The following is a 24,869-nucleotide window of genomic DNA, read 5'->3' as shown; positions in this document are numbered from 1 at the left end:
GAGACGACGGCGATGCCGTCCTTCATCGCGAGCCCGAGATCGGAGCGGCGTGTCGTGAGCCAGTCGACGATGAGCGGCTCGGCGTGGCCGATGGCCGGACACCCGCCGCTGGTCGTGCTGGCGGTGCTCTCCGGCGAGGCAGTGGGCCGGGGAGGATGCACGACCACCTCGGGTTCCAGGCCCGGTCCACAGGCCATCGCTCCGAGCGAGAGCCCAACCACGCACAAATCGAACGCGCGCTTCATCGGGCCGACAGAACCATGAGCCATGGGGTCCGGTCAATACGGCGAGCGCGACCGCACGCGGCATACGACCGGCCGCGCGGACCCGGGCTATGCTCGGCGCGCCCCCGCGCCCGGAGCCGCCATGAGCACGCCCAGGTCCCAGGAGAAACTGCAAGAGAGCCTGAGCCTGGTGACTACCCTGCTCGAAAAGCAACGCGTCATCGAGGCGCTGACCCACAAGCAGGAGAGCAAGAACAAAGAGCTCGTCGAGGCGCTGGTTCACCGGCAAAATCTCGCCCTGCTGCAGAGGAAGCTCAGGGATCTGCACCCGGCGGACCTCGCTCACATCATCGAGGTGCTCCCGCAGGCGGACCGCCTTGTGGTGTGGGCTGAGCTCGATCCCTACCGCGCCGCACAGGTGCTGCTCGAGTCCTCGCGCTCGGTCCGCGACTGGCTCGTCGCGGAGACGAGGCGCCCTCGCCTCGTCGCGCTGCTCGGCCAGCTCGATCCGGACGATCTGGCGTACATCAGCGAGTCGGTCGATCCGGAGATCGTGGCGGAGGTGTACCAGTCGCTCGACGCGCGCGAGCAGTCGCTCTTCCAGTCGACGATCGCGTACCCGGACGGCTCGGTGGGTCACCTGATGAGCCCGGAGCTCGTCTCGGTGCGCGACGGCCGCGACATCGGCGGCGCGCTGGAGGACGTGCGCCGGCGGGGCGAGCTGCCGCCGCACACCGAGGCGCTGTTCGTTGTCGACGCGCGCAACGTGCTCCGCGGCGCGCTGTCGCTCAAGGACCTGCTGCTCCGCGAGCCGCGCGCGCAGGTGAGCGCCGTCATGTCCACGGACGTGGTGAGCTTCACGCCCCAGGAGCGCGCGAGCGACGCGGCCAGGGCGTTCGAGCGTTACGACCTCATCGCCGCGCCGGTTGTGGACGAGCGCGGCAAGCTCGTCGGCCGGCTGACGGTGGATGTGATGATGGACTTCCTGCGGCGGCAAGCCCAGAGCGAGGCGCTCCTGCGCGCGGGCCTCGCGGGAGAGGAGGACTATTTCGCGCCCGCGTGGACGAGCGCGAAGAACCGCTGGCTCTGGCTCTTCGTCAACCTGCTCACGGCATTCCTGGCCTCGCGGGTCATCGGCATCTTCGAGAGCACCATTCAGGATCTCGTGGCGCTGGCGGCGCTGATGCCCATCGTGGCGAGCGTCGGCGGCAACACGGGCAATCAGACGGTGGCGCTCGTGATCCGCGGCCTCGCGCTCGACCGGCTCACGCGGGTGAACACGGGGCACCTCCTGAAGAAAGAGCTCTTCGTCGGCCTGATGAACGGCGCGGTCTGGGGCACGCTCGTGGGGCTCGCGGCCGCCGCCCTCTACGGCAGCGTCCCGCTCGGCCTGGTGATGGCCGCGGCCATCCAGCTGAACCTCGTGGTGGCGGCGATGGTCGGGTGCGCGGTGCCGCTCGCGCTCCAGCGCCTGGGCCGCGATCCGGCCCAGGGGTCGAGCGTCCTGCTGACGTTCACCACGGACAGCATGGGCTTCTTCATCTTCCTCGGGCTCGCCAGGGCGTTCCTCGTCTGAGCCTGCCCGCGCGCCGCGCGCTCGCGCTACGATCCTGGCATGGACGCCTCCCCCGCCCCGCAACGGCCGCTCGTCGCGATCCGGTATTGCCCCAAGTGCCGCTGGCTCACGCGCGCGGCCTGGCTCGCTCAGGAGCTGCTGATCACCTTCCCTGACGAGATCGACGTGCTCCTGTCGCCGGGCGAGAGCGGCATCTTCGACATCACGCTCGACGGCGCGCCGCTCTTCTCGCGCGCCGTCGAAGGGCGCTTCCCCGAGCCCAAGGAGCTCAAGCAGGCGATCCGCGACCGCGTCGCCCCGGAGCGCCCTCTCGGCCACTCCGATCGATGAGACGCGCGTCCTGATCGGGAGAGCGCCGCGTTAGATGTCGAAGTCGAGGATGCTGTCCAGATCGGCGCCGCCCACGGCGGGCGTGCCGTGGGGCGGCGACGCGACGCGCAGCCGCGGGGCCTCGATCGCGACGCGCTGGCCGCCGGCGACGCTCTTCGTGAGGAACACCGAGCCGCCCACCACGCTCCCCTGCCCCAGCACCGTCTTGCCGCCGAGGACCGTGGCGTTCGCGTAGATGGTGACGTTGTCCTCCACGGTGGGGTGGCGCTTCAGGCCGCGCGCGCCCCGCGAGTGCTGCGGCAAGGAGAGGGCGCCGAGCGTCACGCCCTGGTAGAGCTTGACGTGCTCGCCGATGTCGGTCGTCTCGCCGATGACGACGCCGGTGGCGTGATCGATGAAGAGGCTGTCACCGATGTTGGCGCCTGGGTGGATGTCGGCGCCCGTCCTCGTGTGCGCCCACTCGCTCATGATCCGGGGCATGAGCGGCACGCCGAGCAGGTACAGCTCGTGCGCGACCCGGTGCACCGTCACGGCGAGGAGGCCTGGATAGGCCAGGATGATCTCGTCCATCGAGGCCGCCGCCGGGTCGCCGTCGTAGGCCGCCTGCACGTCGAGCAGGAGGCGCCGCCGGACCTCCGGCAGACGGGAGATGAACACCCGCGCCACGTCGCGCCCCCGCTGCCGGCACCTCGGGACGTCGAGGCGGCCCGCGTCGACCGTCTCGTCCTGGAAGCACAGACAGCGCTCGATCTGTCGCTCCAGCTTGTCCCGCAGCGTCGAGACCAGGGTGCCCACGTGGTAGAGCAGGTCCTCGTCCGACAGGTCCTGCCGCCCGTGATAGCCCGGGTAGAAGATCTGGAGCAGGAGATCGATGATCTCGGTGATCTCCTGGCGCGACGGGGTGAAGCGCTTGTTGATGTGATGCCCGCGCGCATCCGCCCGGTAGCTCGCGATCAGCGCGTCGACGATGCCGTGCAGGTCGGCCGGCGCTTCGGAGGGGGCAGCATCACACTTCTTGCTCACGTCGACCTCACGAGGCCTTCATGGCCTCGACCTCGGAGAACATTCCTTCGAAGAGGGGCCCAGAGAGGTACCGCTCGCCGGCGTCCGGGAGGATGACCACGATGGTCTTCCCTTCCCACTTCGGATCCTTCGCGAGCCGGCTCGCCGCGACCATGGCCGCGCCGCAGGAGACGCCGCAGAGGATGCCCTCCTCGGACGCGAGGCGCCGCGACATGGCGATGGACTCGTCGTTCGAGACCGTCTCGACCTGGTCCACGAAGGAGAGGTCGAGGTTCTTCGGGACGAAGCCGGCGCCGATGCCCTGGATCTTGTGCGGGGACGGGGTGAGCGGCTGGCCGGCGAGCGTCTGCGAGATGACCGGCGAGTGGACCGGCTCCACCGCGACGGAGTGGAGGGCGCGGCCGCGGCCGCGCTCGAAGTAGCGGCTGACGCCGGTGATCGTGCCGCCGGTGCCCACGCCCGAGACGAGGACGTCGACGTTGCCGCCTGTGTCGTCCCAGATCTCGGGGCCTGTGGTGGTCTCGTGGATCGCGGGGTTCGCCGGGTTCTCGAACTGCCGCATCAGCACGTACCGGCCGGGGTCGGAGGCGGCCAGCTCCTCGGCCTTGGCGATGGCGCCGTTCATCCCCTTGGGGCCCGGCGTCAGGAGCAGCTTGGCCCCGAGGGCGATGAGCACCTTGCGCCGCTCCATGCTCATCGTCTCGGGCATGCCGAGCACGCACTCGAGCCCCCTCGAGGCGGCGGCGAAGGCCAGCGCGATGCCGGTGTTGCCGCTGGTCGCCTCGACGATCGCCTTGCCAGGGCCGAGCACGCCCCGCTGCTCGGCGTCCCAGACCATGGCCGCGCCGATGCGGCACTTGACCGAGTACGCCGGGTTGCGCCCCTCGATCTTCGCCAGCACCGTCGCGCGCGCGCCTTCGATCACGCGGCGGATGCGCACGAGCGGCGTGCGGCCGATGCTCTGGGTGTTGTCGTCGTAGACGCGGGGGTAGCTGGTCATGGGGGCCCGTGCGGGTGAGTGGGGAGGAAAGAGGAGATCCAGAGGCGCCCCGCGCTGTCAAGGTCCACGTGCGCCGCACCCGGGTCGCGCCGTATTTCCAGAGGGCAGCGCGGCGTCGTCCGTCGCTGACGTCGGGGCGACGCCTGCCGCGCCAGCTCGCCGGCGGGCGCGCGCCGCGCTCAGCGCGCCCCCTCGTCGATGAACCGTTGGACGTGCAACGGTCGACGCGCAGGGTCCGGCGAGGCACCCCGGCGCATGGAGGTCAGTCGGGCCATGGGCGGTGCGATCGTGCGGTGGAGGGCGCGAACTCGATTACGCGCTCTGCGCGAAGCGCAGGAGCCCATCAGATCATCCTCGGAGGGCAGACTGGCCTCATCCTGCAGGACCTCGACCGCACCGCGCTAGCGCTCGGGTGTCCCGAGTTCCCATGAGACACAGGGGATGACGCAGCGCGACCAAGGTGGCGATGATAGCGGCCAATTTCATGTGAAATTTTGCCGGAGCGCGTCATTTCCGATCTGCTGACGCTTGAACATTCACGTCGTACCACGCCGTGCCACGTCGGAGCACCGGCGGCTCAGAGGTGCTCACGAGCGCTCACGAATCCCGGAACCACGGGGCTACGCGCGCGAGCAAGGTGCTTCCCTGGGCATGGGCGCCTGGGCAAACGATGAACCACCATGGGACTACGTCGGACCAGGTCCACTTCCTTGACGCATGCGCATGCAAACCTATCATGTAGAATTTTAGCTCTTGCCATGAGTGGCATAGGCCTCGCATCATCGCTGACATGTTCCCCGGTGAGCCCCCTTGTGCGGAGGTCCAACTGCCCCATGACGAGGATGAGCCCACTTTAATTTTCCGTCGTCCGCCGGCGTCGATTGGGGGCATGGCGATGCCGTTCGAATCGCCGGCTCCGATCATGGCATCTCCGACGCGGCGCTCCACGTCGCGCCTGATCGCCTTGAGCGCCGGTGCCGGCCTTGGCTTCGCGGCGGTGGTGGGCGCGCTCGTCTCGATGCAGCTCGGCGCGGCGGGCTTCGATCTCCGCGCGGGCTCGGCGCTCCAGCCTGCCGCGGCCGCCGCGGCCGTCCTGCGGTCGACGAGGGGGGCGGCGCGGATCGAGGCGAAGGCCGAAGCGGCCGCGCCGCTCCAGGCAACGCCGGCAACGGCGGCGCCGGCCCTCGCCGCCGCGGATCGCGCCGATGCGACGCTCGATCGAACGGGGGTGATCCCCATCCCTGATGGGATCATCACGATCCCCGCGTCGTTCGCCTCGACAGATGGCGCTTACGATCTGGTGATCCACTTCCACGGGGTCAACGACGTTGTGCAGGCGGGGTTCGATCGCGCCCGGCTCAACGCGGTTGTGATGATCATCAATCTGGGCATCAGCTCTGGCGCGTACGAGACCCAGTTCTCGATCCGCTCCTATCTACCGGCGTTGATGGCGAAGGCGCAGGCGGCGCTCGAGGCCCGTGGGCTGCGCGACGCCCGGCTCCGGCGCGTGGCGCTCTCGGCGTTCAGCGCCGGGTACGCCGCGGTTCGCGGGCTCCTGAACCAGCCGGGGTTCACGGACAAGGTGGACGCCGTGCTCCTCCTGGACGGCATCCACACCGGCTACATGCCGCTCGACCACAGCCTGGACATGGAGCGCCTCAAGCCGTTCAGCCGCTTCGCCGAGCTGGCGGCCGCCGGCAAGAAGATGATGTCGATCACCCATTCGGAGATCACTCCGAACGGCGATTACGCCGGCACCCACGAGAGCACCGACGCTCTCCTCAAGCTCACGGGCGCGCAGCGCTCCCCGGGCGCGGGCGCGGACGAGCAGGCGATCTACGACCTGACCGGAGAGGCGAGCGAGGCGAAGCTCCGGTTCGCCCCCCTGTCCGAGGCGCACAGGGGCGCGTTCCATGTCCGCGGCTATGCGGGCACCCAGAAGCCAGATCACGTGAGGCACCTCACCCGCATGGCGGAGACCGCGCTGCCTGATCTGGTGCGCTACTGGAGCGAGCCGCCCGCGCAATGACGGGTCGCGTGTGGGGGCGCGCGAGCCGTCGTACCGAGAAGCGTATTACGGAGACCGGGGCGTCTTCATTTGAGAATTCGTCGCGGGGCGGGCTCGGGTGTATAGAGTGCGAGTGCCGGCGAGAACGGCGGTCAGCGGATCTCGCTGATCTCCGATTGACCCTGGCTCCTGCGATCGTCCTCTGCTACCGCGCAGCGCGATGGGTCAACCGGACCTGTTCGCCAAGCGAACGTTCGCCGAAGAGACAGAGCGCCTCACCGGAGGTGCCATCACCTGGCAGGATCCACCGGAGATCCGGCTCGAGAAGGTGCAGTGTGATGGCCTGCTCCTGATCCACCGCCCGGCTCTCCTGGTGGAGCTGACCGCGCCTTGGCCCGAGGCGCGTGGCCACGAGGAGGTGATGGTCGAGCTGAAGCTCGCCGGGGATCACGTGGATCGGAAGGCGATAGAGCGGGCCCTCTTGCGGCGGCAGGCGAGGCAGCTGCAGCGGGTCGAGCAGGAAGGCGAGGCGCCCTGGGTGGGCCACGAGCCGCTCTGGCTGGTCGCTCCTCACGTGCCGGAGTGGCTGCAACGGGTGTACGCGCCCACGCGCTTCGCGCCCGGCTGCTACCGCGTGGAGCCGCTCGGGCACTGGGTGCTGTGGGTCGCAGCGAACGAGCTCCCCCTGCGCGACGAGCTGATCGCTTTCCTGGTCGCCCGTTCCGGGCGAGCCCTCGACGAGTTCGGCCGGTGGGTAGCCGGACGCCGGCCCATCGAGTGGGTGCTGGCCATGCTAGAGTACCTGGCGATGTCAGCGACGACCCGAGAGGAGCTCCTGTGGAGGTTCGGCAAGGCCGAGGACCCTGAAGTGGAGGCCCGGCGGCAGCGCATCCTCGAGGTGCTGCTCGAAGCGAGCCCGCAGGTCCAGGAGCGGCTCATCGAGAGGGGCATCGGCAAGGGACGTCTGGCGGAGGCACGCGCTGCCCTGCGTCGTGTACTCGCTCGCCGGCAGCTCGCGCTGAGCCCGTTGGACGACGCTCGCATCGAGGCGTGCGTCGAGTTGGCGACCCTGGAGCGGTGGCACGACCAGGCCATCACCGCGACGACCGCCTCCGAGGCACTGCAGTAGCTCGGTCCCGCACCGGGCGTACCTATCGCTCGCCCCTCACGGCGGCGCTTGACCTGTTCACGCCGTCCGGAACGACCATCCGACGATCGCAGCGGTTGGCGCGCCCCGGGGGTGAGGACGCGTGCGTGGCAGATCGCCGCATTCTGGGGCGCGCATGTCGAGCTCAGCCGGCTGCGCCACGTCCTGGAAACGGGAAACCACCGGCAGGCGATGCTGCCATTGCGGTATCGGAATTGCTTTTTCCACCAAAAGAGACGGTGGCATGATGATGGCCGGACAAAGACGGGCACAAGGCACGGCGCGGCGGACTCAAGCGGTGCGACCAGCAACCCTGACCGCCCGTCGCAAACGCCGGGGAACGGCGGCCGACGCGGACAGCCAGCGCTCCTCCGCGGCGACGGGAGAGGCGGACACCACCGCAGCGATCCCGCGCCCGACGCTGAGCTACGCGGATGCGCTGGAGGGCGCCCGGAAAGGGCCGTTCCCGGGCGAGATCGAGCCCCAGCTCGCGACGCTCGTCACCGAGCCACCCCCGGGCGAGGGGTGGCTCTACGAGGTCAAGCTCGATGGCTATCGCATGCTCGCGACGCTCCGCGGGGGGCGCGTGACGCTCCTGACCCGCCGCGGCCAGGACTGGACCGAGCGGTTCGCGGGCGTGCGCGACGACCTCGCCCAGCTGCCTGCGCGGGAGGCCGTGCTGGACGGCGAGATCGTCGTCGTCAGGCCGGACGGCGTGACCGACTTCCAGGCCCTCCAGAACGCGCTCAGCGACGGGAATGGCAGGCGCGAGGGGCGCCTGATGTACTTCGTCTTCGACCTGCTCTACCTCGACGGCCGCGATCTCCGCGGGTGCACACAGGTCACCCGCAAGCGGGCGCTCGAGGCGCTACTCGCGGAAGCGCCCGAGGAAGGGCACCTGCGCTACACGGAGCACGTCTCGGAGGACGGCTCCGCCGTCGTCCAGCACGCGTGCGAGCTCGGGATCGAGGGCGTCATCGCGAAGCGCCCGGAGGCGCCCTACCGGAGCGGGCGCGGCGACAGCTGGCTCAAGGTGAAGTGCGGCCGGCGCCAGGAGTTCGTGATCGTCGGCTTCACCGAGCCGTCCGGCGCCCGGAAAGGGCTGGGGGCGATCCTCGTCGGCGTGAACAGATCAGGCAAGCTCGCCTACGCCGGCAAGGTGGGCACGGGCTTCACGAGCAAGACGCTGACGATCCTGCGCAGCCGCCTCGATTCGATCGTTCGCGCCACGCCGGCCTGTTCAGGGGCGCCGCGCATGCGGGGCGCGCGCTGGGTCGAGCCCAGGCTCGTCGCGGAGGTCCGCTTTTCCGAGTGGACGCGCGACGGACGGCTGCGACACCCCTCCTTCGAAGGGCTCCGCGAGGACCGCACCCCGGAGTCGGTCATCGTCGAGCGCGAACAGCCGCCGCCGCAATCGCCGCCCGACGAGGCAGCGGGCGCGGCGCCAAGCAGAGCGGCCGGCGCGGCGCCGAGGAAAGCCGCGAGCACCACGGAGGGCAAGGCCCCGCGTGGGGGCCGGAGCAGAGGCGGCGCGGAGCGGGTCGACGTCGCCGGGGTGCCGCTGACGAACCCCGACAAGGTGCTCTATCCCGCGCAGGGGATCACGAAGCTCGCGCTGGCCCGGTATTACGAGCAGATCGCCGAGCACATGCTGACCCACGCCGAGAAGCGGCTGCTCACGCTGGTCCGCTGCCCCGCAGGCCAGGGCAAGCCATGCTTCTTTCAAAGGCACGAGGCCGAGGGGCTGTCCGAGGCGATCCTGCGGATGGCCGTCGAGGAGGACGACGGCGAGCGCACCTATCTCTATATCGAGACCACCGAAGGGCTCGTGTCGCTCGTCCAGATGGGGGCGCTCGAGGTGCACCTCTGGGGGAGCCGCGTGGACCGGATCGAGCAGCCCGACAGGATGGTGTTCGACCTCGATCCAGCGCCGGATCTCCCGTGGGAGCGCGTGGCGGACGCCGCGAAGGCGACGCGGCGCCTCCTTTCGTCGCTGGGGCTCCAGAGCTTCGTCAAGACGACCGGCGGCAAAGGCCTGCACGTCGTGGTCCCGATAGCGCCACGCAGGGGCTGGGACGAGGTGAAGGCGTTCACGAAGGCCGTGGCCGACGCGCTCGTGCGCTCCGATCCGGCGCGGTACACCGCGACGATGTCGAAGGCGAAGCGTGCCGGCAAGGTCTTCGTCGACTACCTGCGGAACGGGCGCGGCGCCACCGCGGTGGCGCCCTACTCGACGCGGGCGCGCCCCGGCGCGGCCGTCGCGACGCCGCTCTCGTGGGACGAGCTCGACGCGCCGCTCGATCCCGCCTCGTTCACCATCGACACCGTGCCGCAGCGGCTCGCCACGATCCGGGACCCATGGGCAGAGCTCACGAGCGTGCGCCAGTCGATCACCAGCGCGATGCTGAAACAGGTCGAGCTCTGACCTTCTTCCCGACGCCCACGACAAACTCAGGAGCCGGTGAGCTCACCGAAGAAGAACGACACCAGCGACACCGGGAATGGCTTTCACTGACGTTCCGTTCAGCATGGTCGTAATGACGCAGAAGGGCGGCGTGCGCTTGGTTGACGGTGCTGCGCGCGCGCTGCATCGTCCTCTGGATCGACCATGGCCAAGGATCGGGACTCCAGCGCCCTTTCGGAAATTGCAGAGCGACTCCACCAGCAGTTCGACGGTGAACCGCTGCGGGTCGAGTTCCTGGCGCGCGGCATCGACGCGCTCACCCAGGTCGCGGAGCGGCTCGATCAGAGCGAGCTTGGCGAGGTGGTCGCGTCGCCCAGCAACGCGGATGCCCTGGTGACAGCGCTCACGCAGCCGAGCGCCGTCGGCCTCTTCTCCGCCGCAGATCCGCTCACGCCGGCCCGCCTCCGCGGCCTGCAGGCGAGGGACGCGCTCCTCGCGGCCGAAGGGGGCACGCTCACCGCCGAGGAGGTCGGTGAAGCGCTCCACCTCCCGCCCCAGGCGATCGAAGCGCGGCGCGCCGCCGGAACGCTGCTGGCCGTCAGCATCGGCGGTCGTGGCCACCTCTACCCCGCATGGCAGTTCGCGGACGAGGGCCTGCTGCCCGGGATGGAAGAGATCCTGACCCTCCTCGAAGCGCACCCCCCGCTGGCGAAGGTCCGCTTCTTCCTCTCCGGCAACCTCCGCCTCGACGGCGAGCGGCCGCTCGACTGGCTCCGCCGCGGCGAGCTGGACCCCGTGCGGCTCGCCGCGCGCACCTTCGGTGAGCAAGGCGCGGCCTGAGAACGCGCCGCGATGACGACGACGCTCGGGGCGCATCCGGACCCGCCCCTCGACCTCGCGGCGTCGCCGCTCCCCATCGCGATCTTCCGGCGGAGCTGGTTCCGGGTCCACTGGCTCACGCGTGAACCGCTGCACTTCGGTCGCTCGGGCGACAACCGCTTCGACGCGCCGGACGGCGAGTTTGGCGTGCTGTACGCCGGGAAGGACCCGCGCTGCGCCTTCATCGAGGTGTTCGGCCACGCGACCGGCGTGCGCTTCGTGGAGCAGAGCGAGCTCGCCGCGCGGGGGCTCGCGCGCATCGCGCCGCGGCGGCCGCTGCGGCTCGTGAACCTCGCGGGAGAGGGGCTGGCGCGCCTCGGGGCCGACGCCCGCCTGACCTCGGGGGAGTCCTATCGGGCCGCCCACCGCTGGGCGCGCGCGATCCACGACCACCCGAGGCGACCCGACGGCATCGCGTACGTCGCGCGCCACGATCCGACCCGCGTCTGCGCCGCCCTCTTCGAGCGCGTCAGCGCGGAGCTCGAGGTGACCCGGCTCGGCTCCCTCGCGGATCCGGCGCACGCAGTGCTCCTCGCCAGGCTCCTTGATACCTACAAGTTCGGGCTCGTCTGAGCCTGGACGAGCGGACGGCGGCGCGCCGTCCCACAGCGCTCCGCCGAGCGCGATGGCGGAGCAGGGCGCGCGTGCGGGCTCCGCGCGCGCGCGCCGGCACAACCGGTGCTTCTCGTGGAAGCAGGCGCGCCGCCGCGGCGCCGCGATGGGCGGAGATCGCGGGACGCACGGCCGAGAGGCGGGGGTCCGATGAAAATCAAGAATCTGCGGCTGGAAACAGGCTATCTCGTGGAGCCCATCCCGCTCCAGAAGGGGATTGCGGTTCATCAGATCCAGATCATCTCGGTGAGCGAACAGGGGTCGTCTCGGGTCCGGATCTCGCTCGATCCCAACCGCTGCACGGTGGACAGCTTCGGCGAGGCCAAGGCGTGCACCCGGGTGGCGCCGGTCCAGATCGAGGCGGACGTGGAGCTCCTCGAGGAGTGCGACGACAAGCAGCTGCTCGCCCTCAAGTTCGAGGGGGGCAACGGGCCAGCGGTCCGGCTCGCGCTCCTGCCCCTGTGCGGCACGGGAAAGGAGGCCATCGTCGCGCGGCTCCTGATCTTCGGGGAGACCGGGGAGATCCTGGCCATCGTGCCGATGCAAGGGTCGTCGGCCGGCTGCCTGATGGCATGAGCGAGCCCGGCGCGGCACCGCCGCGCCGGGCGCCCTGCCGACCTCAGGGACCGGGACAGGGGCGGAACACGAGGCCGTACTCGATCCGCACCTGGACGTCGGTCGTGTCGTTGGTCAACACCCCGGAGCTCGACGGCGCGAGCCGGTTCGTGACATAGAGGCTCGTCTTGATGTTGAGCGGCCGCACGGTGCCGCACTCGGACCAGACCGTGGTCGTGAAGTTGTCCGTGCGCGAGAAGTTGCTCGTGAACGGCCCGATCATGCTCCACGTGAGCGGCCCCGAGGTGAGCGGCGATCCCGAGAAATAATACGATGTCTCGTGGAGCCCCTGGACGCCGCCCTCCAGGTCGGCGAACCCCCGGTACGTGGCGTCGAAGACCGCGACTTGCCACCCCGGATCGAACCGCAGATCCACGGCCAGCTGGCAGAACGCGCGGTTCGAGGCGCGGCCGATGCCCGGGCCGGCGTGCGCCTCGAACTGGTCGAAGATGACTGTCAGCGCCTTCTGATCAGGCGAGATCACCCCCGCGGCGGAGCCGACAGGGCAGCCGCTGCCAGCATAGGTGAAGTTCGCGATCCGCGTATTCTGCGCCAGCGCAGGATAGGCGAAGAAAAACGCCGAACAAAAGCCGAACGCCCATCGCAGGAACATCGTCCCCCCCTTTCGCCGTCAGGCGACATCACGTCGCCGTGCGTCGTCGCCGGCGCGCGGGTCACCGCTGTCGCACGCCGGTCGACATGTCGTGACGAGCATGCGATCCCCGCGCGCTCCGCGCAACTCGAGCGGGGCACCATCGCCCGGCGCGGCGCCGCAGACTGGCCGGAATCCATCGAATGATGTGAGGCCTGTGGGGCTCACGGAGATCCGGCCAGCGCCGGAGTGCAGGTGAAGCAGACGAAACGAAGGAGAGGCCTGTCACGGCGGCGCGGCGACGCGAAACACCGGGACGAGATTCACGCGCTCGTCCCAGGACGGATGGCGCTTGTAGAAGAAATCGAGGCGAGCCTTCGCGTCGTTCGCAAACGCAGGATCGCGCAGGCGCGCATTGAACTCGTCGCGCAGCGCCGGATCCGCGGCGAGCATGCTGCGGGCCTCCTCCTCGGCGACGTAGGCTTCCATGTACTCCTTGCGCTCGAAGGAGGCGTTGAAGAAGCCCCAGGCGACGAGGGAGTCGGGCGCGAGCGGCTCGAGGAGGTGCAGGACGAGGGGCGCCCGCGGCTGCGCGATGGGAACGAACAGCGAGCCGGCCGGAAGATCCTGCCGCTCGGGCCGGAAGGCGCCCTGGAGCTTCACGCGCGTCCGCCCCTCGAAGGGCCGCTCGAACGTCACCGCGTCGGCCCGGAACGCCTCGACGGGAAAGCCGGGGCGAGCCTGGGGGAGGATCTGGTAACGCACGCCGTGCAGGCGCAGCTTGTCGGCCACCCAGGCCGCGTGCGCCGCCGGGATGACGTAGCCGGCCTCGGGCGCGGTGACGGTCAGGTCCGGCTGGATGTGGTCGAACAGCGGCACGGGCCAGATCTCCGGGCGGGACTCGTCGTAACGGGTCCACGTGCCGCCCGAGATCTCCGAGGCGCGCTTCTCGTACGCGAAGCCGCGGAACGGGAAGATGCGCGAGGCCGGCCCCGCGCGGTGCGTGAGGGCGAAGGGGACGCCGGCGAGGCGCGCGCTCGCGGCGTCCGCGCGCTCGGCCGCGGCGCGGAGGGCGCCCGAGCCCGAACCGGAGGAGACGCGCTCGAAGAGCGCCGCGAGGAGGTCGTGCACCGCGCGCACGCGCTCGGCGTGGGTGGCCCAGCTGTGCGTCTCGACGAGCACGCCGATGCGGTTGCGGGCAGCGCTGTAGGACTGCGAGAAGCGCGGCGGCCCCGGCTCGGTGGAGATCCCCGACGTGGGGTCGTCGTCCTCGCGGAAGGCCGGGTAGAACGGGAGCGGCAGGTGACCCAGCGCCGAGAGGCGCGCCTGGAGCTCCCCCGAGAGGGCGCGCGCCACGGCGTCGAGCCCGCCGGGGTGAGGCACCGAGGGCTCCACGACCACCGCGATGTCGTGCTGGAACTTCGCGCCGTCGGTCGTGTGCAGGTCGACCTGGACCACCGGATCCCAGGCGTCGAGGAGCGCCAGCATGGCCCGCATCTCGGGCGCCTCGGCCTTCATGGTATCGCGGTTCAGGTTGAGGTTCTGCGCGGTGGCGCGGAAGCCCATCTCCTCGGGGCCGCGCTGGTTGGGCCGCTGGTTTCGACGGAACCGCTCGTGGCCATCGACGTTGAACACCGGCACGAACACCGCCGTGGCCGCCGCGAGGGCGCCGGGCGCCATCGCGCCGTCGAGCAGCTCGCGGAGCGCCCAGAAGCCGCCGTCCTTGCCGTCGATCTCGCCGGCGTGGATGCCGCCCTGGAACAGGATCACCGGGCGCCGCTTCGCCCGCGCCGCCGCGGGGTCGAGCGTGCCGTCGTCGGAGGCGGCGATCGCGAGCAGGGGCCTGCCCTCGGGCGTCGTGCCGAAACGGACGCAGCGTGCGCGGCCCGGATAGGCCTGCTCGAAGTCGCGGCATAGCCGCTCGACCTCGGCATAACGACCCGTGCGCCGGAAGCCGGTCCGCTCGGCCTCGGTGACGAGCGAGGGCGCCTCGGGGCGCGCGGACGGCGCTGGCCCGCCGCCGGCCGGCGCGCCGCGCGCCGGGGCCTGGCGGGGCGCGAGCAGCGCGGCCAGCGCGATCCCGAGGGCGATGTGGAGGCGGCCGAGGGAAGCGAGGCGGCCGGGGGCCGCGATGCAGGGGCGAGACATCGGGGGAGTCGAGCAAATTCCGTGTCGAACGGCAATGGCGCGATCCCTGGCCAGAAGCAGGCCAAGCGCGATGCCGGCCAAACGAGGCGGACCCTGAACATCCGCGATCGCGCGAACATCGGGAACCATGGTGCAATGCCCGCTTCGCGAAGAGCTCGGCAGGTCGCCATCGCGCGCGGGTCGGGCCAGCGAGCCTCCCCGGGTCGCGATCGCCACCACGCGCTCCGGCGAGTGGACGGAATTTCGAGCACGATGACGTGCGCGAGCACGGTGGCAACCTCGTCCGCGCGATAGGGCCGAGGAGGTAGACATGTCGGCCTGCTCGGCGCAGCATCTTTTGCACGTTACCGCCAACCCACCGCCGTCACGTTCACGGGGAACCAGTATATCTATGCATCGTACATTGCGTAATGAATGATCCGTTGGCATTTCTCGTTGAGCGTCGCGTCTGGGCGGCCGCGAAACTCTTCGAGTATCTGTTGAATGGTATCAACCTCAAGAAAGTACTCATAGCCGAGAACCCTTGCTTCGTCAGGAACACGATAGTCCTCGGTAAGCCGAAACGCGCTCGCTTCTGAGTCGGGGCGCCATTCCGGTTTCACGAAGATCACATCCTCACGATCCATCTGACCGATCTTGGCGATCAAGTCCAGTAGACTGGTCATGTTAGAATTCCTTTCCCCAGAGAAAGACCCCGCCTCGGCCCTCAGGATGCATTAGTTCGTAGTAGCCGCTTCCCGCGGTGTGCTGCGCACGCGGGACCAGCTGTACAACACCAGGTCTCTCGGGCACGTGGTGCCATGTCCAACCTGACGGAGAGAGGCCCCTGGCGGCACCGGAAGCAGAAGTGGGCACGTCGATGCTCAACCCTCGCATGGCCTGGGACAGCTCTGGGCTCGCCCGCATATCGGCGAGGAGCGCTTCGTTTGCTGCCCTGAAGTGAGCCGGTCGGGTTCCGGCTTCGAGCTTGGGCAGGGGTGTCTCGTATGCGACCGAGTACGCCCTTACTCCCCCGCGTGCGGCTCCTATCGCAACCGCTCCCTCCTCCGCCGCCCCCAGCCCTCTTCCCATCCCGAAGACGGTGGCCGCGGCGAGGACCATCGCCTTGGTCCCCGCCGCGCCTGCTGTCCGATAGTCATCCCGATCGATGGCGAGGGCCGTGTCCGCCGCACCGCGGCCGATGTGGTAGAGCGGGTTGACGGCATTGAGCGCGCCGACGAGGCCGTCTTCGTCGTAGCCGTCCCACATCGCGCTGGCGAACTCGTAGCCGCTGTACATGCCGAGCGTCAGCGCATTCAGCACGAGCATCCGCCCGATCCCTGCTCCGAGGTCGCGCGTCCCCTCCGCGGCGCCCAGCAAGGTCTGGCCGACGACGGTGCCCGGGCCGCCGACGCCCGAGTGCTCCGGCGAGACCGTCACCGGCTGCGGCACGTACCCGGACGAGCTTCCGGTCGTGCCCACGTCGATAGGCGCCGTCGTGGCGCCGACCTCCACGGCCTCGCGCGGTCCTTCTTCAGGCTGGTTTGCCTTCGGCGGCGAGTAGAAGAGCTCCACGGCGTAGTGTTCCGGGCGCACCACCGACTCGACCGGCAGGATCGGCGGCTCCACCGGCTCTTCCTGGAAGCCGCTCGGATCCACGTGATTGAGCGGGCTGTTGCGCACGTAGCTGTACGGATTCCAGCTCTGCCCGAAGGACGGAATCGAAACGATCGGGTCCGTCGTCAAGAACCGTCCGATCCTGGGATCGTAGATCCTGCCCTTCATGTTCACGAGCCCGAGCTCGTCGTCGCTCTCGTGCCCGGTGAATCCCTGCGTCGTCTCGCTCGGGAACGACGCAGGCGGGCGCTCCCCCCACACGGGGTTCCTGCGCTGGCCGAACGGGTCGTAGCTCCTCCGCTCGATCACGTCGCCGTCCTCGTCGGTGAGCGCATCGATCGAGCCGAGGTGATCGACATGCACGTAGCGCGTGCCGTCGTCCGAGCCTCCCCGGGTCACGATCGCCACCACGCGCTCCGGCGAGTGGACGTGGTACCGGTGCTCCACGGCGCCTGACGCCGCCTCGGTGACCCGCTCGTACAGATCGCCGAAGTAGAGCGTCTCCTTTTCCGGCGTGGTCTTGCGGATCCGCTGCTGGTCGCCGTCGTAGCCGAACGTGATGGTGCTCGCGCCCTGCGTGATGCGCTCCGGCAGATCGAACCGCGTATAGCGCACCGTTGTACCGCCGGGCCGCGCCGTCTGATTCCCGACGGCGTCATGCGCGAAGGTGTCCGTACCCGCGCCGGTGATCGCATGCGGGTGCAGCGGGTCGCCATACGAGAGGTCACCGACGTCCGACTTGAAGGTGAGATTGCCGTTCGGGTGGTAGTCGTAGCGGAGCGCGCAGGGCGCCGTCGCGCTCTCGAGAGCGCCGAAGTACGCGCACGTCAGCCGTTGGATCGGATCGTACCGGAAGCGCTCCGTCGTGTTCTCTGGCTGGAGCGCGTCGGTGCGGCGCGTGAGATTCAGGAGATCGTCGAATCCATAGTCCAGGTCTTGCACCTCCCCCGCGCCGCTCTGCGTCGCCATGTGCCTCAGGCGCTGCTTGTCCGCGAAGTAGCTCCGCTCCGTGACGGCGCCGTTGCCGAACACCTCCTCCCGGAAGCGCCCCGCGTCGTCCACGCCCGCCAAGCGCCAGTAGGCGAGGTTCGTTCCGCTGTCGCGCACGGCGAGCACATGGCCGTGCGCGTCGCGATCGTGGGCCACGACGAACGGCGCCGGATACATGACCACCTCGACGCGGCCGAGCACATCGTCGGGCTCACGGATGTGATGTGTGTGGCCGCGTTCACGTGCTTCTTGACGAAGGCCGGCGGGAGCGTGGTGCGCGCTATCTCGGGCGGAACCGCGACGCGGGCAGCCGCTGTGCGAACTCAGACGCCAGGAAGCGCACCTCGGCGTAGAGCAGGCCAAAGGGCGCGTTGCGCAGCATCGGACCGACGAGCTGGACAGTCCGGATCCGGCCGGCGTTATCCGTTTCATTCAGCTGCCGGAACATCTCGAGGGAGCGCGCATTGCGGAGGCCTACCGGGTGGCCGTGCTCGTCGGTTACAGGCCGGCCCAGTCGAGCAAATTTCAGGTCGTCTGCTTTAGCTCCAGGTGCACTCGCCCGACGATCCCATCCTCCATGCACCGGAATTCTGGCATCTCGTTGCCGAGCACAGCCCTCAGTAACGCTTCCCACTCAGGCCTCGTCGGACGTCTTCCAAATGAGGATTGGTACTCCGCCACCACGGCGCTCACTGCTTCGCCCAATGTATCCATGGGAGCATCGCCAACTACGTGTTCCGTACCTTGAATCTTCCACCATCCCATTTTGTACTCCTCGACAACGAACAGCATCTATCGGCCATAAATTTGTGGATTCAATAGGCTAGCATTCGGTGAAACCGTTCGAGCGATCTCGACCGGCGTCAATGGCGAGAGCGAGACGGGCGCGGAGTTATAGATCACCCTGCCCTCGGCCATAGCTTGCTGAATGAGCGAGGTTTCTAGCGATCGTGCTTGGGCATCTGGAAGGAGGTCCGAGATTACTTGCATTCCTTGGAAGGGTCCCGGAGGATCAACCGCGTGCTCGCCGAGACGCCTCAAAGGATTGTTTGATATGCCGTAGTACACCGAATCGCCAGCCTCGTCTACCAGCTGGTAGACGTACCGTCCAGACGCTCCCCCCCTTGCGGCGCCCGCCGCCGCCGTCGACCCCTCCGCGAGCGCTCCCAGCCCTCTTCCGGCACCGTACACCGTTGCCGCGCCGAGGAGGATCGCCTTCACCCCCGCCGAGCCCGCGGCTCGGTAATCGCCCCGATCGATGGCAAGGGCCGTGTCCGCCGCGCCGCGGCCGATGTGGTAGAGCGGGTTGACGGCGTTGAGCGCGCCGGCAACGCCGTCGTCGTCGTAGCCGTCCCACATCGCGCTGGCGAACTCGTAGCCGCTGTACATCCCGAGCGTCAGCGCGTTCAGCACGAGCATCCGCCCGATCCCTGCTCCGAGGTCGCGCGTCCCCTCCGCGGCGCCCAGCAAGGTCTGGCCGACGACGGTGCCCGGGCCGCCGACGCCCGAATGCTCCGGCGAGACCGTCACCGGCTGCGGCACGTACCCGGACGAGCTTCCGGTCGTGCCCATGTCGATAGGCGCCGTCGTGGCGCCGACCTCCACGGCCTCGCGCGGTCCTTCTTCAGGCTGGTTTGCCTTCGGCGGCGAGTAGAAGAGCTCCACGGCGTATTGTTCCGGGCGCACCACCGACTCGACCGGCAGGATCGGCGGCTCCACCGGCTCTTCCTGGAAGCCGCTCGGATCCACGTGATTGAGCGGGCTGTTGCGCACGTAGCTGTACGGATTCCAGCTCTGCCCGAAGGACGGAATCGAAACGATCGGGTCCGTCGTCAAGAACCGTCCGATCCTGGGATCGTAGATCCTGCCCTTCATGTTCACGAGGCCGAGATCGTCGTCGCTCTCGTGCCCGGTGAACCCCTGCGTCGTCTCGCTCGGGAACGACGCAGGCGGGCGCTCCCCCCACACGGGGTTCCTGCGCTGGCCGAACGGGTCGTAGCTCCTCCGCTCGATCACGTCGCCGTCCTCGTCGGTGAGCGCATCGATCGAGCCGAGGTGATCGACATGCACGTAGCGCGTGCCGTCGTCCGAGCCTCCCCGGGTCACGATCGCCACCACGCGCTCCGGCGAGTGGACGTGGTACCGGTGCTCCACGGCGCCCGACGCTGCCTCGGTGACCCGCTCGTACAGATCGCCGAAGTAGAGCGTCTCCTTTTCCGCCGTGGTCTTGCGGATCCGCTGCTGGTCGCCGTCGTAGCCGAACGTGATGGTGCTCGCACCCTGCGTGATGCGCTCCGGCAGATCGAACGGAGTATAGCGCACCGTTGTACCACCGGGCCGCGCCGTCTGATTACCGACAGCGTCATGCGCGATGGTGTCCGTACCCGCGCCGGTGATCGCATGCGGGTGCAGCGGGTCGTCATACGAGAGGTCACCGACGTCCGACTTGAAGGTGAGATTGCCGTTCGGGTGGTAGTCGTAGCGGAGCGCGCAGGGCGCCGTCGCGCTCTCGAGAGCGCCGAAGTACGCGCACGTCAGCCGTTGGATCGGATCGTACCGGAAGCGCTCCGTCGTGTTCTCTGGCTGGAGCGCGTCGGTGCGGCGCGTGAGATTCAGGAGATCGTCGAACCCGTAGTCCAGGTCTTGCACCTCCCCCGCGCCGCTCTGCGTCGCCATGTGCCTCAGGCGCTGCTTGTCCGCGAAGTAGCTCCGCTCCGTGACGGCGCCGTTGCCGAACACCTCCTCCCGGAAGCGCCCCGCGTCGTCCACGCCCGCCAAGCGCCAGTAGGCGAGGTTCGTTCCGCTGTCGCGCACGGCGAGCACATGGCCGTGTGCGTCGCGATCGTGGGCCACGACGAACGGCGCCGCGCCGGCAAGCGCCGGATACGTGATCGTCTCGACGCGGCCGAAGTCGTCATAACCGAGCCTGGCCTCCAGCGGAGAGCGCTCGCCGTCGATGCGGAGCGCGATCGTGCCGAGCTGGCCACGGCCCGTGTACCCGTACGTCTTCTCCCCGTCGGGGCTCGCGAGCGTGTGCAGCTTCCCGAGGCCATGCGCCGCGGTGTCCCAGGTCCACGTGGTCGTCAGGCTCTCCGCGCCGTCCTGGTCCACGCGTGAGCGGGGTCGACCGAGCGCGTCGTACGTCCACGTGACCTTTCGCTCGAGCGCATCGGCCTGTGAAATCAGCTCGCCGAAGCCGTCATGGATCGAGACCGTCGTGCCCCGATCGGGATCGTCGAGCTGCCGGACGCGGCCGAATGCGTCGCGCGTCGTGCGCATCACCGCCTCGCCCGGATCGGTGACCGTGTGCAGCAGGCCGAAGGGACCGTACGCGTAACGGGTGATCCCGTCGGCCGCGTCGGTGATGGTCTTGATGCGCCCCAGCGGGTCCTGCTCGGTCACCGTCACATGATCGAGCGGATCGGTGACGCGCACCTGCAGGCCATCGTACGCCGTCGTCGTGACCGCGTTCCACGGCGTCGTATGGCGCACTTTGCGGCCCGCGGCGTCGTACTCGTAGCGATCGTACAGGATCGCGCTCTCGGGCGTGTTCTCCCTGACCGGCACCGAGCGCCGCGCGATGTGCTCGCCCAGCGCGTCGTACACGATCTCCTGCATGATGCGCTTCGCACCGCCCGAGGCCTCCGACGGCTCCGGTTCGGGCCCGTGTCCCAGCCATCGGATCGGGCGGCCGAGGCTGTCGAACTCCACCGTATCGTCGGCGCCGCCGGTCGTGATGCTCCGCTGCCTCACCCGCCACGCATCGTGCTCCGGGCCACCCTCCTTGCTGCGAGCGAGGGTGACGGTCGTCGTCGTGCCGTCCGGGCGCCTCTCGATGCCGAGCCGCCCGAAGCCGTCGTGCGCCCACGTCGTCACGAGCTGATTCGGATCGACCCGCTTGAGGAGCACGCCGAGCGCGTCGTCGAGCTCCACGAGCGTGGTGTGCCCGGCCGCATTCACGTACTTCTCGGGGAACATGCCCTCCTCGTCGAAGCCCGTGCTGAATGTGCGCTTGTGCCCGAAGGCGTCCTCCGCCATGACGCCGGTGATGTTCCCGAAGTCGTCGCGCGCATAGGTGAGCTTCAGCTTCGTGTCCGGCAGGCCATCGTCGCTCTCGGTGGCTTCGGTCTCCACCTCGCCGTGGATCGTGTTCGTTCGCTTGAGGGTCCTGCACTGCGACATCCCGGCCGCCGCGCTGCACTCCTTCTGCGTTTCGAGCTGACCGAGGACCCAGCGCCCTGTATCGTTCTTGAACGACCGCGTGACCTCGAGCGTCAGGTCGACGTCTTCCGTCGACACCTCCTCGGCGCGCACGTTGCCGAACGTGTCGAAGTCCGTCACCTTCGATATCGAGTCGCGCAGCAGCGTCGCGCCATCGCCGCCGCGCTCGATCTCCCGCACGTACACCTCGATCGATGTCGCGTCCCCGCCCGGGGGCGGATAGACCCCTTGCGCTCGCCTCACCCGGCGCTCGGTGGGCAGCGTGAAGTACGTGGCGCCGTCGTTGGTCGGCACGAGCGTCCGCGTCACGTCGCTGAACGAGAGCTCGATCTGCTCCGGCCTGGGCTGGCTCGCGAGCCCCGGAGCCCCGCGCAGCGTCCGCTGGACGCTCCCCGCGAAGGGAAAGACCTGCAGTTCGTCGTCGAAGGTGCCGTGGTCGTAGACGTCGATCGTCACGGCACCCGTATCCAGATCGGTGACGATCCGCTCGCCAAACCCGAGAAATCCGCGGCCCAACCGGTGGTAGCGCCCGTCGCGGTAGCCGACCTCGAAGCGCCTCGCTCGATCCGCGCCGTTGTTGAGCGCGTACGCGCTGACCACCCGGCGAGGGCCCACGACGCAACGCCGAGGATAGCCGCAGTCGTCCGCCGCGCCGGAACGCGCGACGTAGAGCGCGCTCCTCCGGTCCGGATCCTCCTTCGCGCCTCCGCTCGTGACCGGCGCATCGGTCAGGTGGCCGTACGAGAGGCTCACGTTGGGCACGAAGCCCGGCTCGGTCGGCTCGTGCGCGTTCATCCCGTCAGAGACTGCGACCAGGAGATCCTGGTCGGCCGAGAGGTTCTGGAAGACGTTGAACACACCGCCGAGCGGCAGGATCACGTCCTGGGCCCCGTCCCCGTCGAGATCGCCGGTGCGCGGCCCGCGCGGATCGGCGAGCGTGATCGCGTCGCCGAGCTTGGCCTCGAAAGGAACCCCTGCATCGACGAGCTTGAACGGCGGCCCCGCCAGGTCGCCCGTCGCTTGCAGGACGGCCCAGGAGGGGAGGACATTGGAGCCACTCAGCAGCATGCCTGGTGGGACGGGCATGAGCAGATCCTGCCGTCCATCGCCGTTGAAGTCGAGCGGCACCGCGAGGCGGAAGAGCGCGTCCTGATCCGGGATACCCAGCAGATCGCCGAAGCTGAACGCGTTGACGGTCCGGAAGGGCGACATCACGAACGTCGACCCCGTGTTGAGGTACGTGTAGAGCTGGTGGCTATGGACATCCGATTCGACGGCATCGGGCAGGCCGTCGCCGTTGACGTCGAGAAAGACGACGCGGTCCCCGGGCCGCACGACAGGGAGCTTGGTGTCGATGAGCTCCCAGCGCCCCTCGCCCCGGCGCATGATCGCTTCGTAGCTTTCTCCGATGAGGGGCGTCCCGTCATTCCACAACATCAGGGAAGGCACGACGAGATCGATCTTGCTGTCGGCGTCGATGTCGAGCGTGTGGAGCTCCACATCGCATGGATAGGCGGCGAGCACCTCGATCGACTCGCCCGTGGGGCCGAACCCCGCGGGCGTCGCGCCGCGCGCGGGCCTCCAGAGGTGGACGGTCCACACGGCGGACCGCGGATCCGGTACCAGCTCCTCGACGTGGTCCTGGCACTGGATCAGATCCGGCACCGAGTCGCCGTCGAGATCGGCGAGGTGCACCGAGGCGACGGGGCTGCTCAGGCTCGGCGGTTTTGGCGTGCTCCCGAGCGGGAACGGCCGGCGGATGCCCGTGTCATGCAGCGCGAAGGTCCGGTCCGGCCGGGACAGGAGCACCTGCCATGTGGTCCTGCTGTCGAAGACGTCGTGGAGAAAGACGTCCATCTGCCCATCGTCGTTGTAATCGAGCACTGTCCCGAGCTCAGGCTGAAGAAGGGCCGGGTCGGACGGTCCATCCGCATCGGCGACGAACAGCCAATCCTGGAGGAAGGCGCGCTCCGGCGCCGCGAGAAAGGACGGCGAGGCGCTGGGCCCGAGGTTGCGCGCCACCTGCCACGTGGTGATCGGATGCGACGGCGTGCTGGACCCCGGGACGATGTCCGGAATCACGAGTTCGTCGAGGCCGTCGGCGTCGATGTCGAACACCATCGGGCTCGCCTTCTCGGAGACCGGCTTGTCGATGTCCGTCGTCAGCCGTTCGAATCCGGGCTTTCCGCGGCTGTACTGAAACCGTGTCGGAGGCTTGCAGACCCCGTCGCTCGCGCACTCCTCGACCTGGGTCAGGAGCGTCCGGCTCGTCGTCGGGCTGAGCTCGTAGCGGAAACCGTAGCTCCGGACCAGCGCGTCGCCCGGACCGAGCATCTGGATCTCCTCCAGGCGAAGCGAGCGCTGGAGCGCCATGCCGCCCGAGTAGCCCGTGCGAACCGCGGCCGCGTCCTTGGTCCCGTACACGAAGCGCACCGTCCGGGAAGGCTCGAGCGACGGCGTGCCCTCGAAGCTTGTGTAGCGGATCTCGTCGACCGCATATTCGGCGGTATGGCCGTCCTCGGCCTCGGCGAGGCAATATGCGTACGTCATGGCGTTGCCGCGGCCGTCGCGGGCCTCGTTCGCGAGCCACGCGCGCGGGACGCCGCCTCGCGCGAGCGGCTTGCTGCCGTCGGCGCGCCCGTACTCCACGATACGGCCGGAGGGCAGATTCGCCTCGAAGAAGAGCGCCTCGGTGGGCGCGCTACGTTCCGGAGGATAGTGACCGACCACCTTGACGAAGGTATCCGGGAACGTGCGGTACTCGATGGTTCCCGGCCCCTCTCCCACGACGACGAGGCGCTGGCCGTCGAGGCAGAGCGCGTCGTCTCCGTCGTACCGCACGCCGCGGATCTCCCCGTCTTGCGCGAGGCTCTTCGGACATCGTGTGATCGCGGACAGCCCGGCGAGGGAGAAGCCGTTGCCGAGCACGCCGTCGCCGCCGTCGCTCCGGTAGACGATCTGGAGCCCAGGACCCATGCCCGCGCGCGAGGGCGGTGAGGCCAGCTCCATGGTGTACACGGCCTCGCCGGTGCTCGTGATGGAAAACGCCCCGGGGATGGTGCCGGCGGCGACGGTCTCGACCTCCGGCGCGGGACGGGACGTGGCAGGGCTGTGCGCGCGCTGCGTCCGGCAGGCGACGAGGCCAGGTGGCTCCGGAAGCGGCTCACCGAAGGTGCACTGGCACCCGCCCGACCCGAGCACGCAAGCCAGAAACATCCAGAGCGGGATCAACGCCCTGAGCGACCAACGCGGAACTCGCGACATCGTAGCCTCCCCGGCGAACAGCAGTGCCACGGCGCTGCAGCGCGCGTCAAGCGCCGCGCTCATGCCGAACCGCGCCATCCATGCCGATGTCGAGGCATTCGTGACTGCATCAGTGCCTGGTCGGCGTGCGCGCGGCGGGCGCCACAGCTGCCCTCGTCGAGCAGCGATTGGCCGTCCATGATGAGGACGGGGGCATCCGGGCGTGAAAGCGCGTGCGACAGCGTGCGCGCTGCCTCGACG

At 69.2% G+C, this 24,869-nt stretch carries 17 protein-coding genes; 8 read left to right on the top strand and 9 right to left on the bottom strand.

The genetic code is table 11. The annotated features are described in order from the left end of the window. Window positions 1-366: 366 nt before the first annotated feature. Together mgtE and WMF45_RS20105 are read left to right on the top strand one after the other, a co-directional pair. Window positions 367-1,800, top strand: a complete 1,434-nt coding sequence (gene mgtE / locus WMF45_RS20110) for a magnesium transporter (protein ID WP_437718499.1) — start codon at window positions 367-369, stop codon at window positions 1,798-1,800. A gap of 39 nt (window positions 1,801-1,839) precedes the next feature. Further along, on the top strand, window positions 1,840-2,130 hold the full coding sequence (locus tag WMF45_RS20105; RefSeq protein WP_437718498.1) for a SelT/SelW/SelH family protein: 291 nt from the start codon (window positions 1,840-1,842) through the stop codon (window positions 2,128-2,130). A gap of 30 nt (window positions 2,131-2,160) precedes the next feature. On the opposite strand, the gene WMF45_RS20100 is transcribed toward WMF45_RS20105, so the two are convergent. Both WMF45_RS20100 and cysK read right to left on the bottom strand, forming a co-directional pair. After that, entirely contained in the window at window positions 2,161-3,153 is a 993-nt protein-coding gene (locus WMF45_RS20100) for a serine O-acetyltransferase (RefSeq protein ID WP_437718497.1), read from the bottom strand. Between the two features lie 7 nt (window positions 3,154-3,160). Then, window positions 3,161-4,153: a cysteine synthase A gene (gene cysK / locus WMF45_RS20095; protein WP_437718496.1), complete on the bottom strand. Its 993-nt coding sequence runs from the start codon at window positions 4,151-4,153 to the stop codon at window positions 3,161-3,163. 790 nt (window positions 4,154-4,943) lie between these two features. Here cysK and WMF45_RS20090 point away from each other — a divergent pair. The 6 genes from WMF45_RS20090 (at window position 4,944) to WMF45_RS20065 (ending at window position 11,779) form a co-directional block, all read left to right on the top strand. Beyond that, window positions 4,944-6,182, top strand: a complete 1,239-nt coding sequence (locus WMF45_RS20090; RefSeq protein WP_437718495.1) for a hypothetical protein — start codon at window positions 4,944-4,946, stop codon at window positions 6,180-6,182. Window positions 6,183-6,381: 199 nt separating this feature from the next. Continuing rightward, the gene (locus WMF45_RS20085; RefSeq protein WP_437718494.1) at window positions 6,382-7,290 is read left to right on the top strand and encodes a hypothetical protein; all 909 of its coding nucleotides are present in this window, start codon (window positions 6,382-6,384) and stop codon (window positions 7,288-7,290) included. Between the two features lie 316 nt (window positions 7,291-7,606). Beyond that, a complete protein-coding gene (gene ligD / locus WMF45_RS20080) occupies window positions 7,607-9,733 on the top strand; it encodes a DNA ligase D (protein ID WP_437718493.1) in 2,127 nt (708 codons plus the stop codon). 183 nt (window positions 9,734-9,916) lie between these two features. Next, entirely contained in the window at window positions 9,917-10,552 is a 636-nt protein-coding gene (locus tag WMF45_RS20075; RefSeq protein ID WP_437718492.1) for a hypothetical protein, read from the top strand. Window positions 10,553-10,564: 12 nt separating this feature from the next. Continuing rightward, window positions 10,565-11,164 carry an RES family NAD+ phosphorylase gene (locus tag WMF45_RS20070; RefSeq protein WP_437718491.1) on the top strand — a complete coding sequence of 200 codons (600 nt, stop codon included), beginning with the start codon at window positions 10,565-10,567 and terminating at the stop codon, window positions 11,162-11,164. A gap of 189 nt (window positions 11,165-11,353) precedes the next feature. Further along, entirely contained in the window at window positions 11,354-11,779 is a 426-nt protein-coding gene (locus WMF45_RS20065) for a hypothetical protein (RefSeq protein WP_437718490.1), read from the top strand. A 43-nt stretch (window positions 11,780-11,822) separates the two neighbouring features. On the opposite strand, the gene WMF45_RS20060 is transcribed toward WMF45_RS20065, so the two are convergent. The 7 genes from WMF45_RS20060 to WMF45_RS20030 all read right to left on the bottom strand — a co-directional run bounded on the left by WMF45_RS20060 (window position 11,823) and on the right by WMF45_RS20030 (window position 24,629). Continuing rightward, complete coding sequence (locus WMF45_RS20060; protein WP_437718489.1) at window positions 11,823-12,431, bottom strand: DUF4360 domain-containing protein; 609 nt, start codon at window positions 12,429-12,431, stop codon at window positions 11,823-11,825. A 264-nt stretch (window positions 12,432-12,695) separates the two neighbouring features. Then, on the bottom strand, window positions 12,696-14,558 hold the full coding sequence (locus WMF45_RS20055) for a M14 family zinc carboxypeptidase (RefSeq protein ID WP_437718488.1): 1,863 nt from the start codon (window positions 14,556-14,558) through the stop codon (window positions 12,696-12,698). 389 nt (window positions 14,559-14,947) lie between these two features. Next, window positions 14,948-15,223, bottom strand: a complete 276-nt coding sequence (locus WMF45_RS20050) for a DUF7716 domain-containing protein (protein ID WP_437718487.1) — start codon at window positions 15,221-15,223, stop codon at window positions 14,948-14,950. Between the two features lies 1 nt (window position 15,224). Continuing rightward, window positions 15,225-17,345 carry an RHS repeat-associated core domain-containing protein gene (locus WMF45_RS20045; protein ID WP_437718486.1) on the bottom strand — a complete coding sequence of 707 codons (2,121 nt, stop codon included), beginning with the start codon at window positions 17,343-17,345 and terminating at the stop codon, window positions 15,225-15,227. Between the two features lie 79 nt (window positions 17,346-17,424). Beyond that, window positions 17,425-17,592: a hypothetical protein gene (locus tag WMF45_RS20040; protein WP_437718485.1), complete on the bottom strand. Its 168-nt coding sequence runs from the start codon at window positions 17,590-17,592 to the stop codon at window positions 17,425-17,427. A gap of 77 nt (window positions 17,593-17,669) precedes the next feature. After that, a complete protein-coding gene (locus WMF45_RS20035; protein WP_437718484.1) occupies window positions 17,670-17,936 on the bottom strand; it encodes a hypothetical protein in 267 nt (88 codons plus the stop codon). Next, window positions 17,937-24,629 carry an RHS repeat-associated core domain-containing protein gene (locus WMF45_RS20030; protein ID WP_437719556.1) on the bottom strand — a complete coding sequence of 2,231 codons (6,693 nt, stop codon included), beginning with the start codon at window positions 24,627-24,629 and terminating at the stop codon, window positions 17,937-17,939. Window positions 24,630-24,869: the final 240 nt, after the last annotated feature.

It is taken from the genome of Sorangium sp. So ce448, assembly GCF_051520915.1.
Classification (GTDB): domain Bacteria; phylum Myxococcota_A; class Polyangia; order Polyangiales; family Polyangiaceae; genus Sorangium; species Sorangium cellulosum_B.
Note: the sequence above shows the minus strand (reverse complement) of the source record. Positions and strands in the feature narration are given on the sequence as shown.

Excerpts from the sequence above, each read along its gene's own strand:
- mgtE (WP_437718499.1), top strand. The coding sequence starts at position 367 with ATGAGCACGCCCAGGTCCCAGGAGAAACTGCAAGAGAGCCTGAGCCTG.
- WMF45_RS20105 (WP_437718498.1), top strand. The coding sequence starts at position 1,840 with ATGGACGCCTCCCCCGCCCCGCAACGGCCGCTCGTCGCGATCCGGTAT.
- cysK (WP_437718496.1), bottom strand. The coding sequence starts at position 4,153 with ATGACCAGCTACCCCCGCGTCTACGACGACAACACCCAGAGCATCGGC.
- WMF45_RS20090 (WP_437718495.1), top strand. The coding sequence starts at position 4,944 with ATGTTCCCCGGTGAGCCCCCTTGTGCGGAGGTCCAACTGCCCCATGAC.
- WMF45_RS20085 (WP_437718494.1), top strand. The coding sequence starts at position 6,382 with ATGGGTCAACCGGACCTGTTCGCCAAGCGAACGTTCGCCGAAGAGACA.
- WMF45_RS20075 (WP_437718492.1), top strand. The coding sequence starts at position 9,917 with ATGGCCAAGGATCGGGACTCCAGCGCCCTTTCGGAAATTGCAGAGCGA.
- WMF45_RS20070 (WP_437718491.1), top strand. The coding sequence starts at position 10,565 with ATGACGACGACGCTCGGGGCGCATCCGGACCCGCCCCTCGACCTCGCG.
- WMF45_RS20065 (WP_437718490.1), top strand. The coding sequence starts at position 11,354 with ATGAAAATCAAGAATCTGCGGCTGGAAACAGGCTATCTCGTGGAGCCC.
- WMF45_RS20060 (WP_437718489.1), bottom strand. The coding sequence starts at position 12,431 with ATGTTCCTGCGATGGGCGTTCGGCTTTTGTTCGGCGTTTTTCTTCGCC.
- WMF45_RS20055 (WP_437718488.1), bottom strand. The coding sequence starts at position 14,558 with ATGTCTCGCCCCTGCATCGCGGCCCCCGGCCGCCTCGCTTCCCTCGGC.
- WMF45_RS20050 (WP_437718487.1), bottom strand. The coding sequence starts at position 15,223 with ATGACCAGTCTACTGGACTTGATCGCCAAGATCGGTCAGATGGATCGT.
- WMF45_RS20040 (WP_437718485.1), bottom strand. The coding sequence starts at position 17,592 with ATGTTCCGGCAGCTGAATGAAACGGATAACGCCGGCCGGATCCGGACT.
- WMF45_RS20035 (WP_437718484.1), bottom strand. The coding sequence starts at position 17,936 with ATGCTGTTCGTTGTCGAGGAGTACAAAATGGGATGGTGGAAGATTCAA.
- WMF45_RS20030 (WP_437719556.1), bottom strand. The coding sequence starts at position 24,629 with ATGTCGCGAGTTCCGCGTTGGTCGCTCAGGGCGTTGATCCCGCTCTGG.